The following is a 22,253-nucleotide window of genomic DNA, read 5'->3' as shown; positions in this document are numbered from 1 at the left end:
GTAGGTGAAGCTATGAGTCACAATTACCCCTGTTTTTTATGTGCATTTTTATTAACTATGTTCACTTATAAAGCTGAGGCTGCATTATCACTTGATCGTACGCGGATTGTATTTAATCAAGGAAATAAAGCGGTTAGTTTGCGGGTTACAAATCAGAATAATAAATCCCCTTATTTAGCTCAATCATGGATAGAAGATGCCTCTGGGAAAAAAATAAACATGCCACTTGTATCTCTTCCACCGATTCAGCGAATTGAGGCGGGCAGTGAAACGAAGGTGCGACTGCAATTTTCTGAAATGCCGGTGGGATTACCAACCGACAAGGAGAGCCTTTTTTATTTTTATTTTAGGGAAATCCCACCTAAAACGAACAAACCCAATAGCGTAATGTTGGCAGTGGAAAGTAAACTTAAAGTTTTTTACCGCCCTGAGTCTATCGTTGTTGATAAAATGCAAGAAATCCTACCAGGATTAGAAAATATAACGCTTGATAAAGATAAGAAAAAGTATGAAATTAACAATGTTACTCCTTATTACTTGACTATCGTTGAGGCCAGAGAGAGTCAAAGCGCTAAACCAATATCATTTGAATCCGTGATGTATTCACCAAAATCAAGAGGGTTTATTCCCGATAATGTAAGTACTACCGGAAACAAAATATCTTTAGTTATTGTTACCGATTATGGTGAGCAGCGGTCGCTTAATTTTTTATGCGAAAACACGCATTGTCATATTCATGATATAGGAAAAATAGCCCCTAAAAAGAATGCACATAATTAAAAGAATGGTGCTATTTCACGATTTTATTTTTTTGCATCTAACGATGAAAAGAGGATTTAAGTGGCCTGTGTATACATTATGTATATGCTGAGTATCTTATGCAGAGTAAAAATATGTTCAGAATAAAAGCACGCCAGATCTTGATATTCTTTATTTTATTGTATTTAGCATTGATCATGCATATCCGTTTCCCTTCTCAAGGGGGAAGTGGATTGCTATTGCCGAGTAATCAAATTGCGTGGGCGGTAATGGCAATTTTAGTGCTGGTTGTATGTATTTCTCGTTATTCTAGTTCTCACCTATATATATCACAGCTGAGCTATGCATTATGTGCTGCAACGCTGTTAATGGGAATTCCGTTGCTTTATACGCCGGAACACTGGTTGATGAGCGGTTTTACTCAGTGGCTTGGTGTGGCGGCAGGGCTAGTCTTCTATTTTTCAATCCTGCAGATAAAACTGAGTGTTTTATACCAGCGTGTGGTGTTATTGGGTTTGTCTGCCGCTGCGTTAATTCAAACAATAGTCGGTATTGTATATTTATTTATTATTTTGCCTCAGCCAGGTGAGTGGTTTCATTATGGTACGGAAGCTATCGGCGTTCTTGCTCAGCGCAATATCGCGGCAACATGCTTGAATATTGGGTTAGGTGCTTCTCTCCTTTTATGGCTAGAACCTACTGATACTAAAAAACTGCATAACCAGACGGTATTTCCTAAGGTGTCAGCCATTTTGTCGCTGGGATGGCGCGTTTATATCCCTGTAGTTATGACCGCTGTTCCATTTATGCTGATATTTTTACAATCGCGCATCGGCGTTATTAACGCAATTGTCATTGTTAGCGGGTTTGGACTCTTGTATTGGCGTTCTTATTCTCGCCGTTATTTACGCGCTTTAATATGGATATTTACCGGGGTCACCGTGGCTAATCTGGTGATTTGGCTCTCTCCGGCGGCGAGTTTAGATCTGCTGCATGAAAACTCGACGAGCTATCGCGTACAGATGCTCAGTGAAACACTCAATATGATCTTTACTCATCCACTTAAAGGCTGGGGGTTAGGCAGTTTTAGCTATGAATATGCTCACTTCCTTATTCGAACCGGGGTTACATCATTGGAGTCGGTTGTTATTAACCATCCTCACAATGAGATTTTGTTCGGTTGGGCGGAAGGGGGAATCGTTATGCTCATAGCCTACGGTATTCTGGCATTTGCAGGCTGGAAGCTATGGCAGCAGAGCGTGCTGAGCGACAGGATTCATGCTTCTTTTCATTGTCGGGGGCTGTGGTTATTACTGCTTCCTTTCTTATTGCATTCTTTAGTCGAATATCCATTTTATCTTTCAGCCGCGCTTTGGATGGTTTTTTTGTTGTTGCTTGCGCTATGTGACCAAGCGAGCTATTGCAGAACTGATGAAAAACAAATAAATGAGGTTAACCCTCAGGAAGCAAATTCATTTCATAAAATTGAGCACGCCGATTATTCGATATCGTTGTGGCTCCTGCGTTTAGGTACATTAGCTGTTGGTGTCATCGCAGGACTCACCGCGCTATTTATGACCACCGCGCTGCAAAGCGGGCTGCTTTTAACGATGTTCGAAAATGTACAAATCACACAGCCTCCGCAAGAGGTGGCGCGTATCAATATAGATAAAGTCGCTCAGGCGTTATTGAATCCATGGGTGTTTAGAGAGCGACTTGAATTTGATTGTCAGGTTAATAACTTGATTAAATTTAACACAACGAAAAAAACACATTTATTGTTTGATTATTTAGAGTGGTCATCAAGATATTTAGAGTATGGCATTGACCCAAGTGTCTATAAAAGCCGAATGCTTATTTTATCTGCTATTGGGGAGCAGAGTGAAGTGGCGCGTTTATCTACCGAGGTTCATTTTCTTTATCCGAAAGATAAACGTTTTTCCCCATAGTCTAAGGATAATTGATTATGAGTAATTTAATAGAATCCACGGATTTTTCGTTTGTGAACGATAATTGACGTTTACAGCCCATTATTGATGCGCAAAGTGGGGAGGTCTTTGGCTATGAGATGTTGACGCGTTTTTTGTCGCCCTCGCAAGCAGAAAGCTATTTTCGCCAGGCGACGTCGGAAGACGTGATGATGTTATTTGAATCTCAACAGGAGTGGGTTGGGCTGCAAACGGATTCACCTCACCGTTATTTTTGTAATTTGCCTGTAGAGATACTTAAAAATGTCGATTTATGCAGCAAACTAATGCTTGACCTAGATGTATTTCATTCCACTCAGGAAAGTGGATCACCGGATATTTTATTTAATCGCTGCGTTGTAGAGCTACAAGACCCTGAAGTTATTCCACGGCTTAGTGAAAGGTCACGACGTCATTTAAATACCCATTTATCGGCTTTGCGCGATCAATCAGTATCGGTTTGGATTGATGATGTCACCCAAGCGTTACTGCCATCAATGGAACATCTAGCCGGGGCGGTGGACGGAATAAAAATTGATAAAGAGACGTTTTGGCATTTGGCCGATCGTCCCTCAGAACTTAAGCGTTTTATTGCTCGGTGCAAACAAATTTGCTCCCTCACGTTAATTGAAGGGATTGAAACGGCTTTGCACTGTGAACAAGCCATTGAAGCCGGCGCTGATTTTCTTCAAGGGTATTTCTGGCCGGAACTCAGCAGTCATAACAATAAGGTCGATGGATTAAGATTAGGTGGGAATGCATGATGAATAATGAACTTATGGAATTGCAGGTGGCTTTTGATGACGATAATCAGGTATTTAGTGAGGGCTTATGGCAGCTTCTGAAGGATATATTCACTCAACAAAAGAGTATAACTCTGAATAGAAACTATGAAATACCTAAAGATTTGGCTCTACAATTATCTGATATTTACGTGAGCAGCTTTAATGCTGGTGAAGAGCTAATTTGCCGTCCTCAGATGAAATCACGCAAAGCAAAAAGTTTGCTCATTGCGGTGTGTAATGGCTTGAATGAACCTAAAGTTAAAAATTTGCCTCATTGCTTACGCGGGTGTGTATTTGTTCGTCGCACTGAATCGATTGAGAGCATTCGAGACAAAATTGAGCATCAGTGGGCGATCCTAAGTAATAAAAACTATGTAGCTGAAACCGATGAGAAAATGTGTCTCTCTTGCTTTCCCGTTAGGCTAACGGATGTTGAAGAGCGTGTGGCAACGTATTTCTATCGAGGCTTTTCACTTGGGCAAATTGCCAATATTCGCGGAATGCATGTGAAAACGGTTAGCGCCCATAAACGAGCGGTAATGAATAAGCTTAATTTGGCCAGCAGCGCGGAGCTCATTCATATAATGCACCATTGGGCGCCCAATATTGCTCAAAAAGAGTCGCATATTATGGATTATCGTAAAAAGAAGTTGCCTGTGAGGAAAAAAGAAGTATCCATTGACAGCGGGCCCCATACCGTCAGGGTTAAAGAGAGAGCCGTGCAGAAATCAGCGCCGATAAAAGTAGCCAACCAAAATAAAAAAGAAACAGTTTTTAATATATTAATGAAAATGTGTCGTCCCAGTACCTATACAAAGGAAAGCTGGAGTGAAGCTCTGCCGTTATCAGTGATGGAGTGGCCTAAGACTCGAGACATTGCTGATGAGTGCGATGATTCAGTATATGTTGCGAGATATTGGCTGACGCTGTTAGAAAAGGAAGGCCGCGTTCGACGGGTGTGGGCGAGAGGTGTTCGTTGGGGCGTGCAGCCCTTCACTTCTTAGATAGCTACGCTGCGTTCTCATGGAGTTTCCGCTTAATATTTTTAGCACAAGTGGCGATATAATCGGCATGTTTGATTAAGCATTCATCGTGTTGGCTTTTTTTAGAGCACTTGGCAAATAATCTTTTGATAATACTTGATTGTTTCTGCGCGGTTATACTATATTGCGCCCCAAGGAAGCGGAGTGTTGCTCCGCTAGACTTGCCGACTTAGCTCAGTAGGTAGAGCAACTGACTTGTAATCAGTAGGTCACCAGTTCGATTCCGGTAGTCGGCACCATAATTCTGTAAAAAAGCCACCCAATGGGTGGCTTTTTTTCGTCTGTACTTAGCCCTCTTGCTAGGCCGTTGACACTGGGTCGAATGCAAAGCGCCAGTGCGGTTGCCGATGGTTAATTTTGTTTGATTTTGTTGAAGTTCGCTGGAGAGTTAACCAAAACACCATCAGCACCTAATTGCATCGACTTACGATAGTCATCTGGCGTGTTTATATCGAAGAAAATGATATGAGCACCTCCAGCACTACGAAAACATCTCATGGCCTCTTCATCCCACTCTAGGCGTGATTTGGAACGGCCCTCGCCAAGAGTATACTTTTCAATCACTTCAACATCGCGTTTTAATTCAAGACCATACCAGCGTTCTTGAGTCTCGTTTTTATTGATATCGCACTGGTGACTCATGGTGACGTTTGCCAATATCGTGCGGGTTTTATCTCGACTGACAAACTTAGCAATATCACTAGGAAGTGCATCAATGTATTTTTCATCGGTGGAATAGACCCGGGTGCGCGTTAGGCTATTGGTTTTTTGTAAAACAGCCTCTAAGGCTTGAGCCAGCTTGTTAGGATCTGCATCTGGAGATTTGATATCAATATAGAAAAATGTGCTCGGCCATTTTTTTAACACCTGTTCTAACGTCGGTATTCCAATTCCTTTATGGCGGAACGGATATGAAGGTTGTTCAAAGAAATAACCGGCATCTGCTTTGCTTAACTGAGCTGCGGTATGTGATGAAATAGGCCCCTGCAAATTTGTCAGACTTTTGAGGTCTGATGGTCTGTAAAGCACAATAACCCCATCTTTACTCATTTGAACCGTGATCCAAATGGCGTCAGCGTTGTTTTTTAATGATTGGCTAATGGCGACTATCGTATTTTCTGGTGCGTCACCCGTTCCCCCTCGATGCGCAATAATGCTGGGGCTAGCGTGAGCCAGTGTGGCTGAACATAACAGCAGGGCGGCACTAATCATTTGTTTATGCATAGGTCCTCTTTTGTATTATAAGTAATAATTATAATTATAATTATAATTATAATTATAATTATAATTAAAATAGTTATAGTTTCTATGTGTTATTAAGCACTAAATGATACTCGGTGTTAATCAATGAATTGACCTATATGCATTCAAATGCATCATTTTCTGCAAATCTATACAACAGCGGTTCAATGATTCGCCGTGAGCGATATGTGAGTGAAAGGTTTATCTAGCGTTGAGTCGTCGAGCTGGGGAGTGGTTGGTTATGGAGATGTTAATTTCACCTCTCGTTATTTGTGATCCGTATCATATTTCATGGGTTATCTCTTTGGCTTATAGGCGGCCTGACGGGATAATTCGTTCAAGTGATGGTATTAAATCATCAGTGAAAAATTATTACGTTATGGAAGAGTCGTATGTGTATTTGTGATATCAGCGTTGAAGATACCTTTATACGTTTGCCGTTATCGCCAACGGCGGCATGGATGCTCGATCGTCAGGCAACCCGTTCATTAGGCTGGCGTCGATTCCTGAAACCGAAACGCGATCAAAAGCTGATGAGCTGGCGTTTAACACCGCTGAAAGATCGTTATGAAGTACGATTTTCACCTAACCGGCAGCCTGAGCTGTGGATGTTTAGCGCAGAAAATGCAATACGTAAGCGTCTGTAGTCAAGCGTGAGCTTAATTGCCAAACCGCACCGTTCCATCGTTGCGGCTTGGTTATGGTTTTAGATTTTCTCGATACAGCACTTTCCTTCCTTATTTATTCTCTTCCGATAACTTCTGTTTTGATAACTTCTCTTCTTCTTCGCTGTAGGGTGCCAAGATATCTTTCAAGATCTCCAGCCGTTGTTCCGGCGTGAGGTAGAACCCGCACGGTAATTGATAGGGCGGATGTTCTTGCTGGTAGCTGGCTTTCAATTCGTTTAAGTATCTATAAATCTGCTTCATATTTAACCTCCTAGCGCCGATAAACCCATCGTAGGATGTTTAAAGATGAACTAAAACTGAACAAATTTATTTTATTGTTCAGGTTTTATATCAATATGAAAATTAGATGATTTTTCAGTAAACCAACCGTGAATTGTTCGGTGAAATGAAGCGCCAAAGTTTTGGCTAACCAAGGGATAACTTGTTTGCAGAGAGTGGTTCGTTATATAGTTAGTTATATAACATTATTTTAGCCTTCAACTATGAATCTCTCATTGCCTAAATGTAGCCGTGCGCTATTCAGTGGCCTATCGTTGCTGCTGGTTTCTTTTTCATCCTTAGCAGACCGTACCGTTACCGATCAATTAGGTCGTCAGGTAACGATTCCCGATCACGTTAATCGGGTGGTGGTTCTGCAACACCAAACGCTTAATTTGTTGGTTCAGCTCGATGCCACCGACGATGTGGTTGGGATTTTATCGAGCTGGAAAAAACAGCTTGGCCCTGAGTTTGCGCGTTTTTCCTCACGTTTAGCCACGTTGCCGATGCCTGGCGATCTGACGCAGGTCAATATTGAAAGCCTGCTGGCGGAACATCCTCAGGTTGTTTTCGTAGCTAACTATGCACCGTCGGAAATGATCAACCAGATTGAGAACGCGGGAATACCGGTGGTGGCGGTTTCTTTACGCCGTGATCCGCAGGGTGAGCAGGATAAACTGAATCCAAAGATGGCCAATGAAGAACAGACCTATAACCAAGGGCTTCAGGATGGCATTCGTCTTATCGCTAACGTCGTTAATCGTGAGTCGCAGGGTGAGGCACTGATTGATTACACTTTCGTTCAGCGTGAAAAAGTGGCTCAGCGTTTGAAGGATATTCCTGAAAGCCAGCGAGTGCGCGTCTATATGGCAAATCCTGATTTAACCACCTATGGTTCAGGAAAATATACCGGCTTAATGATGCAGCATGCGGGGGCGATGAACGTCGCGGCAGCCAGTATCAAGGGCTATAAGCAAGTTTCGATTGAACAGGTTTTGTCTTGGAACCCGCAGGTTATCTTTGTGCAGGATCGCTATCCTGATGAGATTAATAAAATCCGTAACGATCCGGCATGGCAGGGCATTGATGCCGTGAAAAATCAGCGGGTGTATCTCATGCCGGAATATGCCAAAGCGTGGGGATATCCGATGCCTGAAGCGTTAGCTATCGGAGAGCTTTGGATAGCTAAGAAGCTTTATCCGACTCGTTTCACCGATATTGATATGAATAAAGCCGCCAACGACTATTACAAGCGTTTTTACCGGACTTCGTGGGTTGCTGCGCCACATGCTTCAGCTGAATAAACCACGCATCAATCTGCTATTGCCGATGGCGACATTGATTGTCGCCTTCTTTTCATTGGGGGTAGGGCAATATTCAATCTCACCGGTGAATGTTTGGCATGCGTTAATGTCTCCGCTACAAACTCATGATCTGGCCGGGCAAATTATCTGGACGGTGCGCATGCCGCGTATCTTGATGGCGTGCTGTGCGGGTGGGGCATTAGCGCTGTGCGGCGCCTGCTTACAGGGTGTGTTTCATAACCCGTTGGTTGATCCGCATATTATCGGCGTGAGCTCCGGCGCAGCCTTCGGCGGCACGCTGGCCATTTTGTTGGGTCTTTCACCGCTTTGGTTGATGAGTTCGACCTTTGCCTTTGGTTTGTTGGCTCTGGTGTTGGTGTATGCAATAGCGTCAACGCTCGGTAATGAGAATCGCCTGATGCTGATTCTCTCCGGGATTATTCTCAGTGGCTTTTTCTCTGCGCTGGTAAGCCTGTTGCAATACATGGCGGATACCGAAGAAAAGCTGCCGAGCATTGTGTTCTGGCTGCTGGGCAGCTTTGCTACCGCTAATTGGCACAAGCTTTTGATGATGGCTATCCCGCTCGCTGTGGCCAGTTTTTTACTGTTTCGCCTGCGCTGGCGGATAAACATTTTGTCTCTTGGCGATGCGGATGCGCGCACCCTAGGCGTTTCGGTTGCGGGTTTGCGTCGGTGGGTGTTATTGCTCTGCGCATTGCTGGTTGCCGCTCAGGTTGCGGTGAGCGGGGGGATTGGCTGGATAGGATTGGTGATCCCGCACCTTGCGCGTTTATTAGTTGGAGCAGACCATCGACGCTTACTTCCGGCAGCATTCTGGCTCGGCGGTGGGTTTATGGTTTTGGTTGATGATGTAGCACGCACATTGAGCGCGGCCGAAATTCCGTTGGGGATTATTACCGCATTAATTGGGGCACCGCTGTTTGCCGTGCTGTTGATTCACTCTCGACGGAGATCGCACGGTGAATGAGATAGCGCTCAGCGTGAATGAACTTGAATTCGGCCATCAGAAGGCGTTGTTTGACGCGCTGAGTTTTTGTTGTCGCCGTGGCGAAGTATCGGCCATTCTTGGGGCCAACGGGCGCGGAAAAACCTCGTTATTGAATACGCTGTCCGGCGTTATTCCCCCTCTGGCCGGGGGCATTTCACGCAGAGCGCCGATCGGTTTTGTTGCTCAGTCGTTTTCCTCCGCCTTTGCCTATCGGGTTATTGAGATCGTCTTGATGGGCAGAGTGAGCAACGTTGGTTTGCTACAACAGCCAACGGCCAAAGATGAAAGTATTGCCCGAGAGGCGTTAGACACCCTAGGGATTGCGCATTTGGCCGATTTCAGCTTTCAAACGTTGTCCGGTGGGCAGCGTCAACTGGTGATGATTGCCCGTGCGTTAGCCACCGGCTGTGAAATGTTGATCTTAGATGAACCCACTTCGGCCTTGGATCTATTCAATCAACAGGCGGTATTACGCTTGATCCACCAACTAGCGAAAAAGCGTCAGATAAGCGTTCTGTTTACCACTCACGATCCTGCACATGCGCAGCTGGTGGCGCAAAAGTGCCTTTTATTGCTGGATAATCAGCGGTGGGTATATGGCGACAGCAGGGAAATGCTCACCGAAGATAATTTACATAAGGCCTATGGGGTCAGAGTCGAGCTGGCGGCTGTGCCATCTGCCGTAGGAGCTCGGTCGGTGCTAACCCCGATATTCGATCTTTCTTTGGACTAACGCAGCGCAAACCCTGCGCTCACAAACTGTTGCTGAATATCAATTGATAATAGATAGGCCGCCAGTGGCTGAGCGGCGTCAGTGCGCAGCGCCAGCGCGTAAGTGGCGAATATATTGTCAGCCTCGGAGATGGTGACCGCCGCAATATCGGCGTCGTGCTCTAACCATTGTGCATAGTGTGCGTAACCGACGAAAACATCAGCCAGACCTTGGCGAATCAGCCATGCAGAAGCGATTTCCGTCTCTGGGACTTGCAACCCCGCTTTCCCACCAACTAATTGTTTGGCGTGCGTTTTCAAAAATTCACCTGCGCCGGGACGGCGCTGTTCGACGCGATCAAATAATTGCCACGTATAGTCGCCGGAAGGATCGCAGCCGGGCGTAGAAGTGCCGACGATCATGCGCGGGTCGGTCAGCAAATCGAGCCAGTTTGTGGTCTGCGATACTCTGGCTCGGTGGGTGGTTAAACATAGCTTGTTGCGCAGAAAAGGCATCACGCTATTTGCTAATCCGTGGTCGAGCAACGTTTGTGGATGTTCTTGATTAGCAGAAGCAAACAGATCCCACTGAGCGCCGCTTTCAATCTGTTCCCGTAGCAATCCGGCTGGGCCAAATTGCGCATGGATGCTCACATGATGTCGCTGGCTAAACTGAGACAAAATAGGGGTTAGTGCTCGACGCAAACTGCCTGCGGCTAATACGGTTAAAGAGGCGTTACGAGTATTCACATTGATCCCACGCTGATGATTATCAATTATTCTTTAGGCTGAGGCGGACGTTACGGCGTGGCGCGGGGAGTGTCAATGCAGGATGAAACAGAATAACCACGCTGGCAGGGCGCCAGCGTAGTGAAAACGCATTAATTAACGCGCTAACCAGCCGCCATCGACGGCGATCGTGTAGCCATTGATGTAGTCTGATGCCGGTGATGCCAAGAACACCGCGGGGCCCATTAAATCTTCTGGTAATCCCCAACGACCTGCAGGAATGCGGTCTAAAATCTCTTCGCTACGCGCTTCATCGGCGCGCAACTGCTGCGTATTGTTAGTGGCCATGTAACCGGGAGCAATGGCATTAACGTTAATCTGATGCTTCGCCCATTCGTTGGCCAGCAAACGGGTCACGCCCATCACCGCGCTTTTAGAGGCGGTATAAGACGGCACGCGGATCCCGCCTTGGAAAGAGAGCATTGAGGCGATGTTGATGATCTTGCCGCCTTTGCCCTGGGCGATAAACTGACGGGCAACGGCCTGAGACATAAAGAACACGGTCTTAATGTTCAAATTCATCACGTCGTCCCAATCTTTTTCACTGAATTCCAGTGCATCCTGACGGCGGATAATACCGGCGTTATTGACCAAAATATCAATATGGCCAAACTCACTGGCTGCGCGAGCGACCAGATCGGAAATAACCGACGTATCGCGCAAATCCGCGGTAAGGCTTAAGAAACGACGGCCTAGCGCAGCGATCTGTTTAATGGTTTCAGTTGGCTCAACGATGTTAATACCAATAATATCGCAGCCAGCCTGTGCTAAACCAACGGCCATTCCCTGACCAAGACCGGTATCACAGCCTGTAACCAGCGCCACTTTACCCTGCAACGAAAATGCATCAAGAATCATGTTTTATATCCTTTGAGGGCGGCTGGTTGTCATTAAGCAGCCGCAGAAATGAGTGAGCTAGGGCTTAGCGAATATCTTTAACAGCAACGTGGTCCATATCGTCGAAGACCTGATTTTCGCCAACCATTCCCCAAATAAAGGTATATGCCTTGGTGCCCACGCCGGAATGAATTGACCAGCTTGGTGAAATGACGGCCTGTTCGTTGTGCATCACAATGTGGCGGGTTTCCTGCGGTTGACCCATCATGTGGAAAACGCAGGAATCATCATCCATGTTGAAATAGAAATAGACCTCCATGCGACGCTCGTGGGTATGGCACGGCATGGTGTTCCATAGATTGCCTTCTTCTAACTCGGTTAGCCCCATTGACAGCTGGCAGGTTTGCAGCACGTCAGGAACCATATATTTGTTGATGGTGCGGCGGTTACTGGTTTTTGCATCGCCGAGCGTTTGCGGTGAGGCGTCAGCGGGCGTGATCTTTTTGGTTGGGAACGTGGTGTGAGCCGGTGCACAGTTGTAGTAGAACTTTGCCGGTTGGCTGGCGTTTACGCTGGCGAAAGCAATATCGCGTGCGCCTTTACCAACGTAGAGAGCTTCACGATGGTCGATTTCATAGCATTCGCCGTCAATGGTGATGGTGCCTGGACCGCCGATGTTGATAACGCCGAGTTCGCGGCGTTCTAGGAAATAGCTCACGCCGAGTTGTTTACCTACTTCAGCGCCGATAGCGACGGTTTTTTGCACCGGCATAACGCCGCCGACAATGATGCGGTCAATATGGCTATACACCATGGTGTACTGATCGGCATCAAAAATGGTTTCAACTAAAAACTCGCGGCGTAGACCCTCGGTGTCGAGCTGCTTGGCATGGTCGCTATGAATGCTTTGACGGACTTCCATCTTTCACCTCGTCGATATTCGTTTGAGTGTTTGGCAGGCATGAACAGTCTGGGGCTCTGTTCGTGTCGATGCAGGCATGTTAGATCCTTCTGATACGTAATTCAATTAAAAATGAAACACTGTTTTGTTTTTATGGATTCGGTGTTGTGAATTTGGCTACTGGATCACAAAGCGGGATATCTGGGGGAGGAGAGCCATCCATGCCTGTAGCAAAATATTTGCATAGAGAAGCGTGCTACGGGATAAAAGTGAAAGCGTTATGCTGCTCTGAACAATAATAAACATTGCTTTAAAGAACATCGCAGAGGCTGTAAATATTAATCTGAGCTAGAATAAAACGCCGGAATTTGTTATTTTAAGGTTTATCTTAGCGTTGTGTTTAAAATAAACCCTCAATCTTCACACTCTCTCCATAATTGCCTTTTTTTTGGTTTTTCTCCTTTCGTTTATTTACTCAGCGTGTAACTACTATATATTTAGACCTATAGACTTAATTCCATCAACGCAACAACGAACACACTATTTGAGGAATCATAATTATGCGTAAATTAACTGCTTTAATGTTGGCATCATCTCTGGCTTTTGGCGCTTCAATGGCAAACGCCGCTGAAACCACCGCAACACCAACTACCCCTGCGGCTCCAGTGGCAACCAAGGCTGACGGCGCACCGATGATGATGCATCATCAGATGGGCAAGCAGGGCCCACGCCACGGCGGCATGTTTGAAGGCTTGAAGCTGACAGACCAGCAGCGTGAGCAAATGAAAACCATCGCTAAAGAGTTCCGTTCCGAGCACAAAAAACCAATGATGGGCGATCATTTCAAAGACATGCATAAGCTGGTCGCCAGCGACAAATTTGATGAAAGCGCTGCGCGTGCACAAATCGAAGCTAACAGCAAAGAGCGCAACGATATGATGCTGGAACGCATGAAGATGGAAAACAAAATGTATAATGTTCTGACCCCAGAACAGAAAAAAGAATTTAACCAGAATTTCGAAAAACGCATCGAAAAAATGGAACAGCGTCACGCGGCAATGGTTGCCGGTGAGCAATAATTTTTAAACAGCGACAATGCTAAATATAGAGCCTCCCTTGTGGAGGCTTTTTTTTTCTTATTATTGAATATTTAGCTAGATATCAGCATTAAATTGCCTTTCGTGATTACAATCGTATTTCTTCCTTTTCATCGTCTATCGCAGTAATGGGATGATGTTGCTAAAACGTTACCATCTCTTTGTGTTATCTTTAAAGATAGCCACAGCGTTATCAGGAGATTGTTTCCGGCCATGCGTGTCGTTCCCAGATGAAACCGCATCGATTGTATCCAGCGCCGAGAAACACCGCTTAAAGCATGATAAGGAAGGAGAAGCCAATGTCATCCGATCTTCAACATCGTCTGAGCCAGCCACATCTCGCGCAGCAATGTCAGAAAACACTGAGTGCCCTGAATATCGAGTATCACTATTACAGCTTGCCTGAGCTTGAAAAGCAGCTGGGCGATATCCGCCAACTCCCTAAGTCAATGAAAGTTCTGCTGGAAAACCTGCTGCGCCACCTTGATGGCGAAAGCGTGGTGCTGGAGGATTTACAGGCAATCGTCGATTGGGTGAAAACCGGCCATGCCGACAAAGAGATTGCCTATCGGCCAGCACGCGTTCTGATGCAAGATTTTACCGGCGTACCCGCCGTGGTTGACCTTGCGGCGATGCGCGAAGCTGTGGCTCGCTTGGGTGGCAACGTTGAGCGAGTTAATCCGCTATCGCCCGTTGATCTGGTCATCGACCACTCTGTTACCGTTGATCATTTTGGTCATCAGCAAGCCTTTAGTGAAAACGTTGAGTTGGAGATGGAGCGTAACCACGAGCGCTATATTTTCCTGCGCTGGGGACAAAAAGCGTTTGATCGTTTTCGTGTGGTTCCACCGGGAACCGGCATTTGCCATCAGGTTAACCTTGAGTATTTGGGGCAAGCGGTTTGGCATGAAGAGCAAAATGGCCAGCGAATGGCGTACCCTGATACGCTCGTCGGGACTGATTCCCACACCACAATGATTAACGGTCTTGGGGTGTTAGGCTGGGGCGTGGGAGGAATCGAAGCCGAGGCGGCCATGTTAGGGCAGCCGGTATCGATGCTAATCCCCGACGTGGTCGGTTTTAAGCTCACAGGAAAACTGCGCGAAGGCATTACCGCCACCGATTTGGTGCTGACCGTCACGCAAATGCTGCGCAAACATGGCGTGGTAGGCAAATTCGTTGAGTTTTATGGTGACGGCTTAGCCGATTTGCCGCTGGCTGACCGCGCCACGATCGGTAATATGTCGCCTGAATTTGGCGCCACCTGCGGATTTTTCCCCGTTGATGAGGTGACTTTAGGTTATATGCGCCTGAGCGGGCGCAGTGAAGAACAGATTGCGCTGGTTGAAGCCTATTGCAAAGCACAAGGCCTATGGCGTCACGCCGGCGATGAGCCGGTATTTACCAGTACACTGTCGCTGGATATGAATACGGTTGAATCAAGTTTGGCTGGGCCAAAGCGTCCCCAAGACCGCGTGCCGTTGCCTAAAGTTCCACAGGCGTTTCAGGCGGCGACAGAACTTGAGATTAGCAGCCAAAAAAATCGCGTGGAATTCAAAGAGTTTACGCTGGCGGGAGAGAAACATCGCTTAGCGCATGGCGCGGTGGTGATTGCTGCGATCACCTCATGTACCAACACATCGAATCCTAGCGTGCTGATGGCCGCCGGATTGTTGGCGAAAAAAGCGGTTGAGAAGGGATTAGCACGGCAGCCATGGGTGAAAACGTCGCTGGCGCCGGGCTCGAAAGTGGTGACTGATTATCTGGATGCGGCGGGTTTGACTCCTTACCTTGAACGCCTCGGTTTCAATTTGGTTGGCTATGGCTGCACCACCTGTATTGGCAACTCAGGCCCGCTGCTTGAGCCGATAGAAACGGCAATTAAAGCGGGCGATCTCACCGTTGGTGCGGTGCTGTCTGGCAACCGCAACTTTGAAGGGCGCATTCATCCGTTGGTGAAAACCAACTGGCTGGCGTCTCCTCCGCTGGTGGTGGCCTATGCGCTGGCGGGGAATATGAACGTGAATCTCTCCGTCGATCCGTTAGGGCACGACGCACAGGGTAAGCCGGTCTATCTGAAGGACATCTGGCCAAGCGGTCAAGAGATCGCCAATGCGGTTGAGATGGTGAAAACCGATATGTTCCGCAAGGAGTACGCGCAGGTCTTTGACGGCGATGCGGTATGGCAGGGGATTCAGGTACAGGGTTCTGCGACCTATGATTGGCAAGATGACTCTACCTATATACGCCATCCGCCATTTTTCAGCAGCATGCAGGCAGAACCTGAGCCGGTGAAAGATATCCACGGCGCTCGAGTGTTAGCGATGCTAGGCGACTCGGTGACCACCGATCATATTTCGCCTGCCGGCAATATCAAAGCGGAAAGTCCAGCGGGACGCTACCTGCTGGGACTCGGTGTGGAACTTAAAGACTTTAACTCTTACGGTTCACGACGTGGCAACCATGAAGTGATGATGCGGGGAACTTTCGCCAATATTCGTATCCGCAACGAAATGGTGCCCGACGTAGAAGGTGGTGTGACTCGTCATATTCCCACCCAACAGCAGATGGCGATCTATGATGCGGCGATGAAGTATCAAGAGGAAAACGTGCCGCTCGCGGTGATCGCCGGTAAAGAGTATGGCTCGGGTTCGAGTCGTGACTGGGCGGCAAAAGGCCCGCGTCTGTTAGGTGTTCGCGTAGTGATTGCCGAGTCATTTGAGCGAATTCACCGTTCGAACCTGATTGGTATGGGCATTCTGCCGTTAGAATTCCCGCAAGGGGTAACGCGCAAAACGCTTAACCTAGCCGGAGATGAAACACTGGATATCAGTGGATTACAACATCTGACGACCGGACAAACGATTAACGTCACGATCACCTATGCCGATGGGCGACGTGAAGTGGTGCCAACGCGTTGCCGAATTGATACCGGAAACGAACTGGCCTATTACCGCAACGACGGCATTTTGCACTATGTAATCAGAAACATGCTGTAATCAGAAAAATGCTTTAGGCCGCTAAGCATGCAACGTGCCGCTATCCATTCTGATAGCGGCATCAAAGTGTGGCGGAATGCTGAAATGTTTTACCATTAGTGACACTTATATAAAGCCATCGCTTTATATTGTGGTGCTAAAGTGGGGGGATTACGCTCAAATAACTCTTTTGGGGTCAGCATGACGGGCATGAAAAAAGGCACTTGGCGGCAGAGTTTATATAGCAGTTTATTCGATACCCACACCGCCTTTGGGCGCAAAATGGAGTTCTTTTGGATCACCATGGCTGTCGCCAGCGTCGTGCTGGTGTTTATGGAATCAGGCGATCCAAAACCCTTGCGTGTGCTGGTGGCGCGTGAGGATTTAGGCCTAAAGTTAGAAGTGTTTTTTACGGTGGTATTTACCGCTGAATATCTGCTTCGTTTGCTGACTACGCCCAAGTCTAAAAAATATGCGTCGAGTTTTTTGGGCATTGTCGATCTGCTGACCACGCTGCCGCTCTATTGTTTACTTCTTTTCCCACACATGGCCGTTGAATATGTCACGTTGCTGCGCCTAATGCGTGTTTTAAGGGTGTTGCGCATCTTTAAAATGCTGCGTTATATGGGCTCCGCGACGTTGTTGTGGGACAGCATCGTTGGCGTACGCAAAAAACTATTGGTGTTTTTTACCTTTGTGATGATCCTATTGTGTTTATTTGGTGGGGTGATGTATGTGATCGAAGGCCCCGAGCACGGTTTTACCAGTCTTCCTGTATCAGTTTATTGGGCCGTGGTGACCATGACGACGGTTGGCTATGGCGACATAACCCCTCATACGCCGGCGGGGCGCATTCTGGCTTCGGTATTAATCTTGATCGGCTACTCTATTATCGCTATCCCCACCGGGGTGTTAACGGCCCATATGACCGAAGTATTGCAGCGTCGACGTACCGTACGTCATTGTGAACACTGCCATAAGTCGGGCCATGACGACGATGCGGTGTATTGCAAGTTTTGCAGTAAACGGCTTAGCAAGCAGCCTCATGATTAAAACAAAAACGCACAGCTTCAGCTGTGCGTTTTAATTGGCGTGGTGCAGTGGAAACTTACTCTTTCCACAAAATATGGCAAAGTTTGTGATCTTTCTCGCGGCAAATTAGTACGCGAGCAAACACGTCGGTGATGTCTTCTGATTCGCCATCGGTTAGACCAATCACTACTTCCACGAAGAAATCAGGGTTCAAGTCGAAATCAACGTGATCTTTCCAATCTTCGGCAGGATCAAATAATTCAGCCGCGCCGCGCTCTTCAAACTGCAGGTTAAACAGAATAACGTCAGCAGGGTCGAGGTTGTCGACGGCCAGTTCAAGAAAAATATCGTAGGCCTGATCTAAGGCTTCATCTTCGGTGAGTCGGTTGTCTAAATCCATCATAAGAGTGTCCTGTACTGTCTCATCATCAATTAGCCAAGCTATTTACAGCAATGGGCTGAAAAAGTAAAACAGTCGTTCAACCACGCGCTGCCACAGCGGGCGTTTTAGCCAGCCAGCGTGGTCAAGCAGAGTAGAACGGGCAATATAATCGTCTTGTACACAGGCTAAGTCAGCGCCAAAGCCGTCGTCGTCAATCACTAAGGTGATTTCAAAATTCAGCCACAGGCTACGCATATCCAGATTGACCGTGCCAACCAGACTAAGCTGGCCATCGACCAATACGCTCTTGGTGTGCAGCAGACCACCTTCAAACTGGTAAATTTTAACGCCCGCCTCCAGCAGTTCTGTGAAGAATGAGCGGCTGGCCCAGCCTACCATCATAGAGTCGTTTTTCTTTGGTACGATGATAGAGACATCAACGCCACGCTGTGCCGCGGTGCAAATCGCATGTAGCAAATCATCGCTCGGCACGAAATAAGGCGTGGTCATGATGAGTTGTTCACGGGCGGAATAGACCGAGGTCAGCAGCGCTTGATGGATCAGTTCATCAGGGAAACCCGGACCGGAAGCAATAACCTGAATGGTATGTCCTGATTCCTCTTCGAACGGCAGAGAATGATATTCAGGCTCCGGTGGCAAAATACGTTTGCCGGTTTCAATCTCCCAATCACAGGAGAAAATGATGCCCATGGTAGTGGCTACCGGGCCTTCCATTCTCGCCATTACGTCAATCCATTGCCCAACGCCGGCATCTTGTTTAAAGAAACGCGGGTCAACCAAGTTCATGCTGCCGGTATAAGCGATAAAATTATCAATCAAAACCACTTTCCGGTGCTGGCGTAAATCCATGCGTCGCAAGAAAACGCGCATAAGATTAACTTTCAGCGCTTCGACAACTTCAACGCCTGCATTACGCATCATGGCAGGATAAGGGCTGCGGAAGAAGGTCACACTGCCAGCGGAGTCGAGCAGCAATCGGCAATGTACGCCGCGTCTCGCCGCTGCCATCAACGACTCGGCAACCTGATCGGCTAATCCACCGGGTTGCCAAATATAAAACACCATCTCAATATTGCTGCGCGCCAGCTCGATATCACGAATTAAGGCCTTGAGCGTATCGTCGCTGGTGGTCAGTAACTGTAGCTGGTTGCCCTTAACGCCGGCAATTCCCTGACGGCGCTCACACAGCTGAAACAGCGGCGCGGCGACTTCACTGTTGCCTGTCGCAAAAATGGATTTACAACTTTTAAGGTCGGCTAGCCAATGCGCCGTAGAGGGCCACATCGCTTTAGCACGTTCGGCACGTCTTTTCCCTAAGTGAAGTTCTCCGAATGACAGGTAAGCGATGATCCCCACCAGTGGCAGAATATAGATGATGAGCAACCAAGCCATGGCGGAGGGAACCGCACGGCGCTTCATCAAAATGCGAAGTGTCACGCTGGCAATGAGTAACCAGTAGCCAAAAATCGTAAGCCAGCTAATTACGGTATAAAACGTTGTCATAAAGGCGAGTTGTCCTTTCGCAAAAAAGCGTTATCTCTATTGAGTTTACGCACTGTTGTTGAAAGGTAAAACCTTTTCGCGGATAAAAGTCATCGATTTAAATTTCGTATTAATTTACAGGTTGTAACATTGAGACAAATTTTTGTCTGTCATGTGCTGACGGGTTAAAACGAAGAAAGCAAATCGATTGTGTGACAAATATCACTATAGGTTTATAATGCCCGCGCACTTACCCAGAGAGACGTTTGTCATGCGACGTAGTAGAAATGAAGTAGGGCGCTGGCGTATGTTGCGTCAGGTACACCGTCGACGCAGTTGCTGGTTAGAAGGCCAATCCCGCAGAAACCGACACATCTATAGTGTTCGCCGCTTACACAAAATTCAGCATCATCGTTCATTGCTGTATTCTGTGGCTTATGAGTGGTAGAAAAAATTCAGCCCCGCATTGCGGGGCTGGAGCAAAACTTAACGCGGGATTATTTGCCCAGATAGGCGTTTAACATCCAAACCTGTTTTTCCTGCTCTTTGATGTAATCGCTCATCAAAGAAGACGTCCCTTCGTCACCGGCTTCGCTTGCCAACGCCAGAATTTCACGCTGCTGCGTCAGCAGAATTGAATAACCTGACAGTAGACCTTTCAACGTACCTTTATCGTCGGTCACGTTGGTATCTTCTTTAATATCCGCTGTTTTCAGATATTCACTGAACGCGTGACGCGGTTGATAACCCAGCGTCAGGATACGTTCGGCAATCTCATCGACCTTCAGCAGTAGATCGTTGTAGGTTTCTTCAAATTTCACGTGCAGTTCAAAGAACTGTGGTCCGGTGATATTCCAATGATAGCCGCGTACGTTCATGTACAAAATTTGATAGTTACCGAGCAGGCTATTGAGGTCTTCTGCCAGTTTGGCAGATTGTTTGGTATCGAGACCAATGTGGGATTTTGTCGCTTTTTTCGTTGTCGCCATAATCGTGAATTCCTCATTATTCGGTGAAAGTGAAACATCCGTAATAAATCGATATCGATTTTTTGACTCTTAGCGCGGTGGAGAAGGTTGCCAGCATCGCGCCGGATCATCCAACCTAAAAAAACAGGCTTATATAAACAATAAGTTATCCGTGTTTCCTTGAGTTCTATCCTGCCAGAGTTGCGGTTTGAGGTCTAGGCTCCGGCGGGCATTTTTATCAATAGCTGCAATAGGCTGTAAACAAATAGATAAATCCTAGTGATAAACGCTGCTTTTATCATCGATTAGACCCCGTTTTTTCAGCGTTTTGACGGTTTAATCATCATTTTTGAATCAGCGATTTGTATAACTCATAAGTACAAAGTTGGAGGTGCTGTTTAATTAATTGTTTTTAAATGATTTTAAATGCTGGAAAGTAGAAAAGGGGCACCCAAGGGGCACCAGCAAAATTATGCTGACTCAACTCAACTCAACTCAACTCAACTCAACTCAACTCAACTCAACTCAACTCAACTCAACTTGGCTTGCCAGTATTTTTTGTACAAAACCTGACAGTCGCCAATGAGCGAACATCCTACTGCTATTAAAATTTCGTCATTGCGTGTGAGCACTGCTTTAATTTAGAATATTCTAAATTTAGAAACTACTAAAATAAAGAAATGAATGAGACTCAACTGCTCCAGTTACAGAAAAGTGCCTCGCTGGCAACAACGCTGCTTAAGTCGATGAGCAACAGCAATCGGCTATTAATCCTTTGTATTCTAATTGATAAACCCGGCACCTCGTCAGGTGATTTGGGGCAATTGACCGGTTTAACGCCTTCAGCAACCTCTCAACACCTAGCAAAAATGAAAGAAGACGGCTTAATTGAGTCTGAAAGGGTGGCGCAAAAGGTTAACTATTTCATTAAGAATGACGCGGTGAAAAAGGTTATCTCCACGTTAAAAGGCATTTATTGTCCAGAGGATTTCAAATGACTCCAGAATCAGTATCACCGCAAGAAGCCAAAAGGCTGATTGATCAAGGCGCTGTGCTCATTGATATTAGAGACCCCGCTGAATACCTGCGTGAGCACATACCGAACGCGCGCTCACTTCCTCTTACTGATATCACGGCAGGTAAAAAGTTGGATGGTACAGTGGGACAACCTATCATTTTTCATTGTCTGTCAGGGGGGCGCACGGCTCAAAATGCCAACGTGCTTATGAATGCAGCAAGCCCTGTGCCGGCTTTAATGATGGCTGGCGGCATTAACGCTTGGAAGAGCGCCCATCTTCCGACTATTGAAGACAAGAAACAACCTTTGCCTATTATGAGGCAAGTTCAGATTGTTGCGGGCACACTGATTCTTATCGGCGTTGTATTGGGATACACAATAGATAGCAGATTATTTTTACTGTCGGGCTTTGTAGGTGCAGGTTTACTCTTTGCAGGTGTAAGCGGTTTATGTGGAATGGCGAGTTTACTGCTAAAAATGCCATGGAACAGACCTGATAAATAAATGCTAATTGGCAGCTATGCTCGCTTTTGGCATAAAGCGCTGAAGCACGGCAAGGTCAGCTATGAGCGAGGAGCGGACCTAATCCTTTGACATGCCCTACAATGGGGGCTAGGTTGAACATTTGATTGTTAAACAATGGAGTTTTTATGATCTGGCGTGTTTTTGCGCTTTTTTTTATCATATGCGCATTTGCTGTAAATGCTGCTGATGGCGGGAATGGCGGGAATTATTCTGATGGAGGCAACGGATCAGACGGTAGTAATACTGTTTCTGCTCCGGGCCGGGCGGGTTGTCCGGGCGGAACCAATCCAGACCGGTCGGGAAAATTTTATCTTCCCGGGACAAAACAGCAATGCAATCCCGGGAAGCAGGATGCAATGAAAGACTCCAGGTAAGGTAATAGCATCAAGCGTCTTAAGAGCGGCTGACCTTCTCTTCATTGGGTATGAACTGGTCCACAAAAACTGGCCACATCAT

23 protein-coding genes and 1 tRNA gene are annotated in these 22,253 nt (G+C 46.7%); 16 read left to right on the top strand and 8 right to left on the bottom strand.

Annotation, left to right across the window (positions count from 1 at the left end; translation table 11 throughout):
• The first annotated feature begins 12 nt into the window (after positions 1–12).
• From AB3Y96_RS12715 to AB3Y96_RS12695, 5 genes are all read left to right on the top strand, one after another.
• Positions 13–780, top strand: a complete 768-nt coding sequence (locus AB3Y96_RS12715) for a molecular chaperone (protein ID WP_367299352.1) — start codon at positions 13–15, stop codon at positions 778–780.
• A gap of 98 nt (positions 781–878) precedes the next feature.
• A complete protein-coding gene (locus AB3Y96_RS12710) occupies positions 879–2,708 on the top strand; it encodes a Wzy polymerase domain-containing protein (RefSeq protein WP_367299351.1) in 1,830 nt (609 codons plus the stop codon).
• Between the two features lie 80 nt (positions 2,709–2,788).
• Complete coding sequence (locus tag AB3Y96_RS12705) at positions 2,789–3,490, top strand: EAL domain-containing protein (RefSeq protein WP_367300318.1); 702 nt, start codon at positions 2,789–2,791, stop codon at positions 3,488–3,490.
• Positions 3,487–4,515, top strand: coding sequence for a LuxR C-terminal-related transcriptional regulator (locus AB3Y96_RS12700; protein WP_072310492.1), 1,029 nt, complete (start codon positions 3,487–3,489; stop codon positions 4,513–4,515). The genes AB3Y96_RS12705 and AB3Y96_RS12700 overlap by 4 nt, the downstream gene beginning before the upstream one ends.
• Before the next feature lie 202 nt (positions 4,516–4,717).
• Positions 4,718–4,793 (top strand) — tRNA-Thr (locus tag AB3Y96_RS12695).
• A gap of 112 nt (positions 4,794–4,905) precedes the next feature.
• Here the strand turns inward: AB3Y96_RS12695 and AB3Y96_RS12690 are convergent.
• Positions 4,906–5,778 (bottom strand): glycerophosphodiester phosphodiesterase family protein, encoded by an 873-nt coding sequence (locus AB3Y96_RS12690; protein ID WP_072310491.1) that lies wholly within the window; start codon positions 5,776–5,778, stop codon positions 4,906–4,908.
• A gap of 410 nt (positions 5,779–6,188) precedes the next feature.
• Between AB3Y96_RS12690 and AB3Y96_RS12685 the strand changes: the two genes are divergently transcribed.
• Entirely contained in the window at positions 6,189–6,443 is a 255-nt protein-coding gene (locus tag AB3Y96_RS12685) for a hypothetical protein (RefSeq protein ID WP_025796933.1), read from the top strand.
• A 90-nt stretch (positions 6,444–6,533) separates the two neighbouring features.
• Here the strand turns inward: AB3Y96_RS12685 and AB3Y96_RS12680 are convergent, their stop codons facing one another.
• Positions 6,534–6,725 (bottom strand): hypothetical protein, encoded by a 192-nt coding sequence (locus tag AB3Y96_RS12680; protein WP_367299350.1) that lies wholly within the window; start codon positions 6,723–6,725, stop codon positions 6,534–6,536.
• 242 nt (positions 6,726–6,967) lie between these two features.
• On the opposite strand from AB3Y96_RS12680, the gene AB3Y96_RS12675 reads away from it, so the two are divergent.
• The 3 genes from AB3Y96_RS12675 to AB3Y96_RS12665 are packed head-to-tail and all read left to right on the top strand — an operon-like array spanning position 6,968 to position 9,789.
• Entirely contained in the window at positions 6,968–8,047 is a 1,080-nt protein-coding gene (locus AB3Y96_RS12675; RefSeq protein WP_367299349.1) for an ABC transporter substrate-binding protein, read from the top strand.
• The gene (locus AB3Y96_RS12670; RefSeq protein WP_367299348.1) at positions 8,031–9,035 is read left to right on the top strand and encodes a FecCD family ABC transporter permease; all 1,005 of its coding nucleotides are present in this window, start codon (positions 8,031–8,033) and stop codon (positions 9,033–9,035) included. The genes AB3Y96_RS12675 and AB3Y96_RS12670 overlap by 17 nt, the downstream gene beginning before the upstream one ends.
• A complete protein-coding gene (locus AB3Y96_RS12665; protein ID WP_367299347.1) occupies positions 9,028–9,789 on the top strand; it encodes an ABC transporter ATP-binding protein in 762 nt (253 codons plus the stop codon). Before AB3Y96_RS12670 ends, AB3Y96_RS12665 begins: the two co-directional genes overlap by 8 nt.
• Here AB3Y96_RS12665 and modA read toward each other — a convergent pair.
• From modA to kduI, 3 genes are all read right to left on the bottom strand, one after another.
• On the bottom strand, positions 9,786–10,517 hold the full coding sequence (gene modA / locus AB3Y96_RS12660; protein WP_367299346.1) for a molybdate ABC transporter substrate-binding protein: 732 nt from the start codon (positions 10,515–10,517) through the stop codon (positions 9,786–9,788). The genes AB3Y96_RS12665 and modA overlap by 4 nt on opposite strands.
• A gap of 135 nt (positions 10,518–10,652) precedes the next feature.
• Entirely contained in the window at positions 10,653–11,414 is a 762-nt protein-coding gene (gene kduD, locus AB3Y96_RS12655) for a 2-dehydro-3-deoxy-D-gluconate 5-dehydrogenase KduD (RefSeq protein WP_072310485.1), read from the bottom strand.
• A 64-nt stretch (positions 11,415–11,478) separates the two neighbouring features.
• Positions 11,479–12,315: a 5-dehydro-4-deoxy-D-glucuronate isomerase gene (kduI, locus tag AB3Y96_RS12650; RefSeq protein ID WP_367299345.1), complete on the bottom strand. Its 837-nt coding sequence runs from the start codon at positions 12,313–12,315 to the stop codon at positions 11,479–11,481.
• Positions 12,316–12,854: 539 nt separating this feature from the next.
• On the opposite strand from kduI, the gene spy reads away from it, so the two are divergent.
• The 3 genes from spy to AB3Y96_RS12635 all read left to right on the top strand — a co-directional run bounded on the left by spy (position 12,855) and on the right by AB3Y96_RS12635 (position 17,422).
• Entirely contained in the window at positions 12,855–13,373 is a 519-nt protein-coding gene (spy, locus tag AB3Y96_RS12645; protein ID WP_072310483.1) for an ATP-independent periplasmic protein-refolding chaperone Spy, read from the top strand.
• Between the two features lie 317 nt (positions 13,374–13,690).
• Positions 13,691–16,390, top strand: a complete 2,700-nt coding sequence (acnA, locus tag AB3Y96_RS12640) for an aconitate hydratase AcnA (protein WP_367299344.1) — start codon at positions 13,691–13,693, stop codon at positions 16,388–16,390.
• Between the two features lie 180 nt (positions 16,391–16,570).
• Positions 16,571–17,422 (top strand): ion transporter, encoded by an 852-nt coding sequence (locus AB3Y96_RS12635; protein WP_367299343.1) that lies wholly within the window; start codon positions 16,571–16,573, stop codon positions 17,420–17,422.
• Positions 17,423–17,477: 55 nt separating this feature from the next.
• On the opposite strand, the gene AB3Y96_RS12630 is transcribed toward AB3Y96_RS12635, so the two are convergent.
• The gene (locus AB3Y96_RS12630) at positions 17,478–17,801 is read right to left on the bottom strand and encodes an HI1450 family dsDNA-mimic protein (RefSeq protein WP_035502449.1); all 324 of its coding nucleotides are present in this window, start codon (positions 17,799–17,801) and stop codon (positions 17,478–17,480) included.
• A 45-nt stretch (positions 17,802–17,846) separates the two neighbouring features.
• Positions 17,847–19,307 carry a cardiolipin synthase gene (cls, locus tag AB3Y96_RS12625; protein ID WP_072310480.1) on the bottom strand — a complete coding sequence of 487 codons (1,461 nt, stop codon included), beginning with the start codon at positions 19,305–19,307 and terminating at the stop codon, positions 17,847–17,849.
• 250 nt (positions 19,308–19,557) lie between these two features.
• On the opposite strand from cls, the gene AB3Y96_RS12620 reads away from it, so the two are divergent.
• Positions 19,558–19,734: a YciY family protein gene (locus tag AB3Y96_RS12620; protein WP_071603101.1), complete on the top strand. Its 177-nt coding sequence runs from the start codon at positions 19,558–19,560 to the stop codon at positions 19,732–19,734.
• Positions 19,735–19,783: 49 nt separating this feature from the next.
• Here the strand turns inward: AB3Y96_RS12620 and AB3Y96_RS12615 are convergent, their stop codons facing one another.
• The gene (locus tag AB3Y96_RS12615; RefSeq protein ID WP_072310479.1) at positions 19,784–20,275 is read right to left on the bottom strand and encodes a Dps family protein; all 492 of its coding nucleotides are present in this window, start codon (positions 20,273–20,275) and stop codon (positions 19,784–19,786) included.
• A gap of 659 nt (positions 20,276–20,934) precedes the next feature.
• On the opposite strand from AB3Y96_RS12615, the gene AB3Y96_RS12610 reads away from it, so the two are divergent.
• The 3 genes from AB3Y96_RS12610 to AB3Y96_RS12600 all read left to right on the top strand — a co-directional run bounded on the left by AB3Y96_RS12610 (position 20,935) and on the right by AB3Y96_RS12600 (position 22,171).
• Positions 20,935–21,252 (top strand): helix-turn-helix transcriptional regulator, encoded by a 318-nt coding sequence (locus tag AB3Y96_RS12610; protein ID WP_046359899.1) that lies wholly within the window; start codon positions 20,935–20,937, stop codon positions 21,250–21,252.
• Positions 21,249–21,776 (top strand): rhodanese family protein, encoded by a 528-nt coding sequence (locus AB3Y96_RS12605; RefSeq protein ID WP_046359900.1) that lies wholly within the window; start codon positions 21,249–21,251, stop codon positions 21,774–21,776. Before AB3Y96_RS12610 ends, AB3Y96_RS12605 begins: the two co-directional genes overlap by 4 nt.
• Positions 21,777–21,922: 146 nt before the next feature.
• The gene (locus tag AB3Y96_RS12600) at positions 21,923–22,171 is read left to right on the top strand and encodes a hypothetical protein (RefSeq protein ID WP_130999421.1); all 249 of its coding nucleotides are present in this window, start codon (positions 21,923–21,925) and stop codon (positions 22,169–22,171) included.
• Positions 22,172–22,253 lie beyond the last annotated feature (82 nt).

The sequence above is a fragment of the Hafnia alvei genome (genome assembly GCF_964063325.1).
Taxonomy (GTDB): domain Bacteria; phylum Pseudomonadota; class Gammaproteobacteria; order Enterobacterales; family Enterobacteriaceae; genus Hafnia; species Hafnia alvei_B.
The sequence above is the reverse complement of the archived record's forward strand: the minus strand, read 5'-3'. Positions and strand labels throughout refer to the sequence as shown.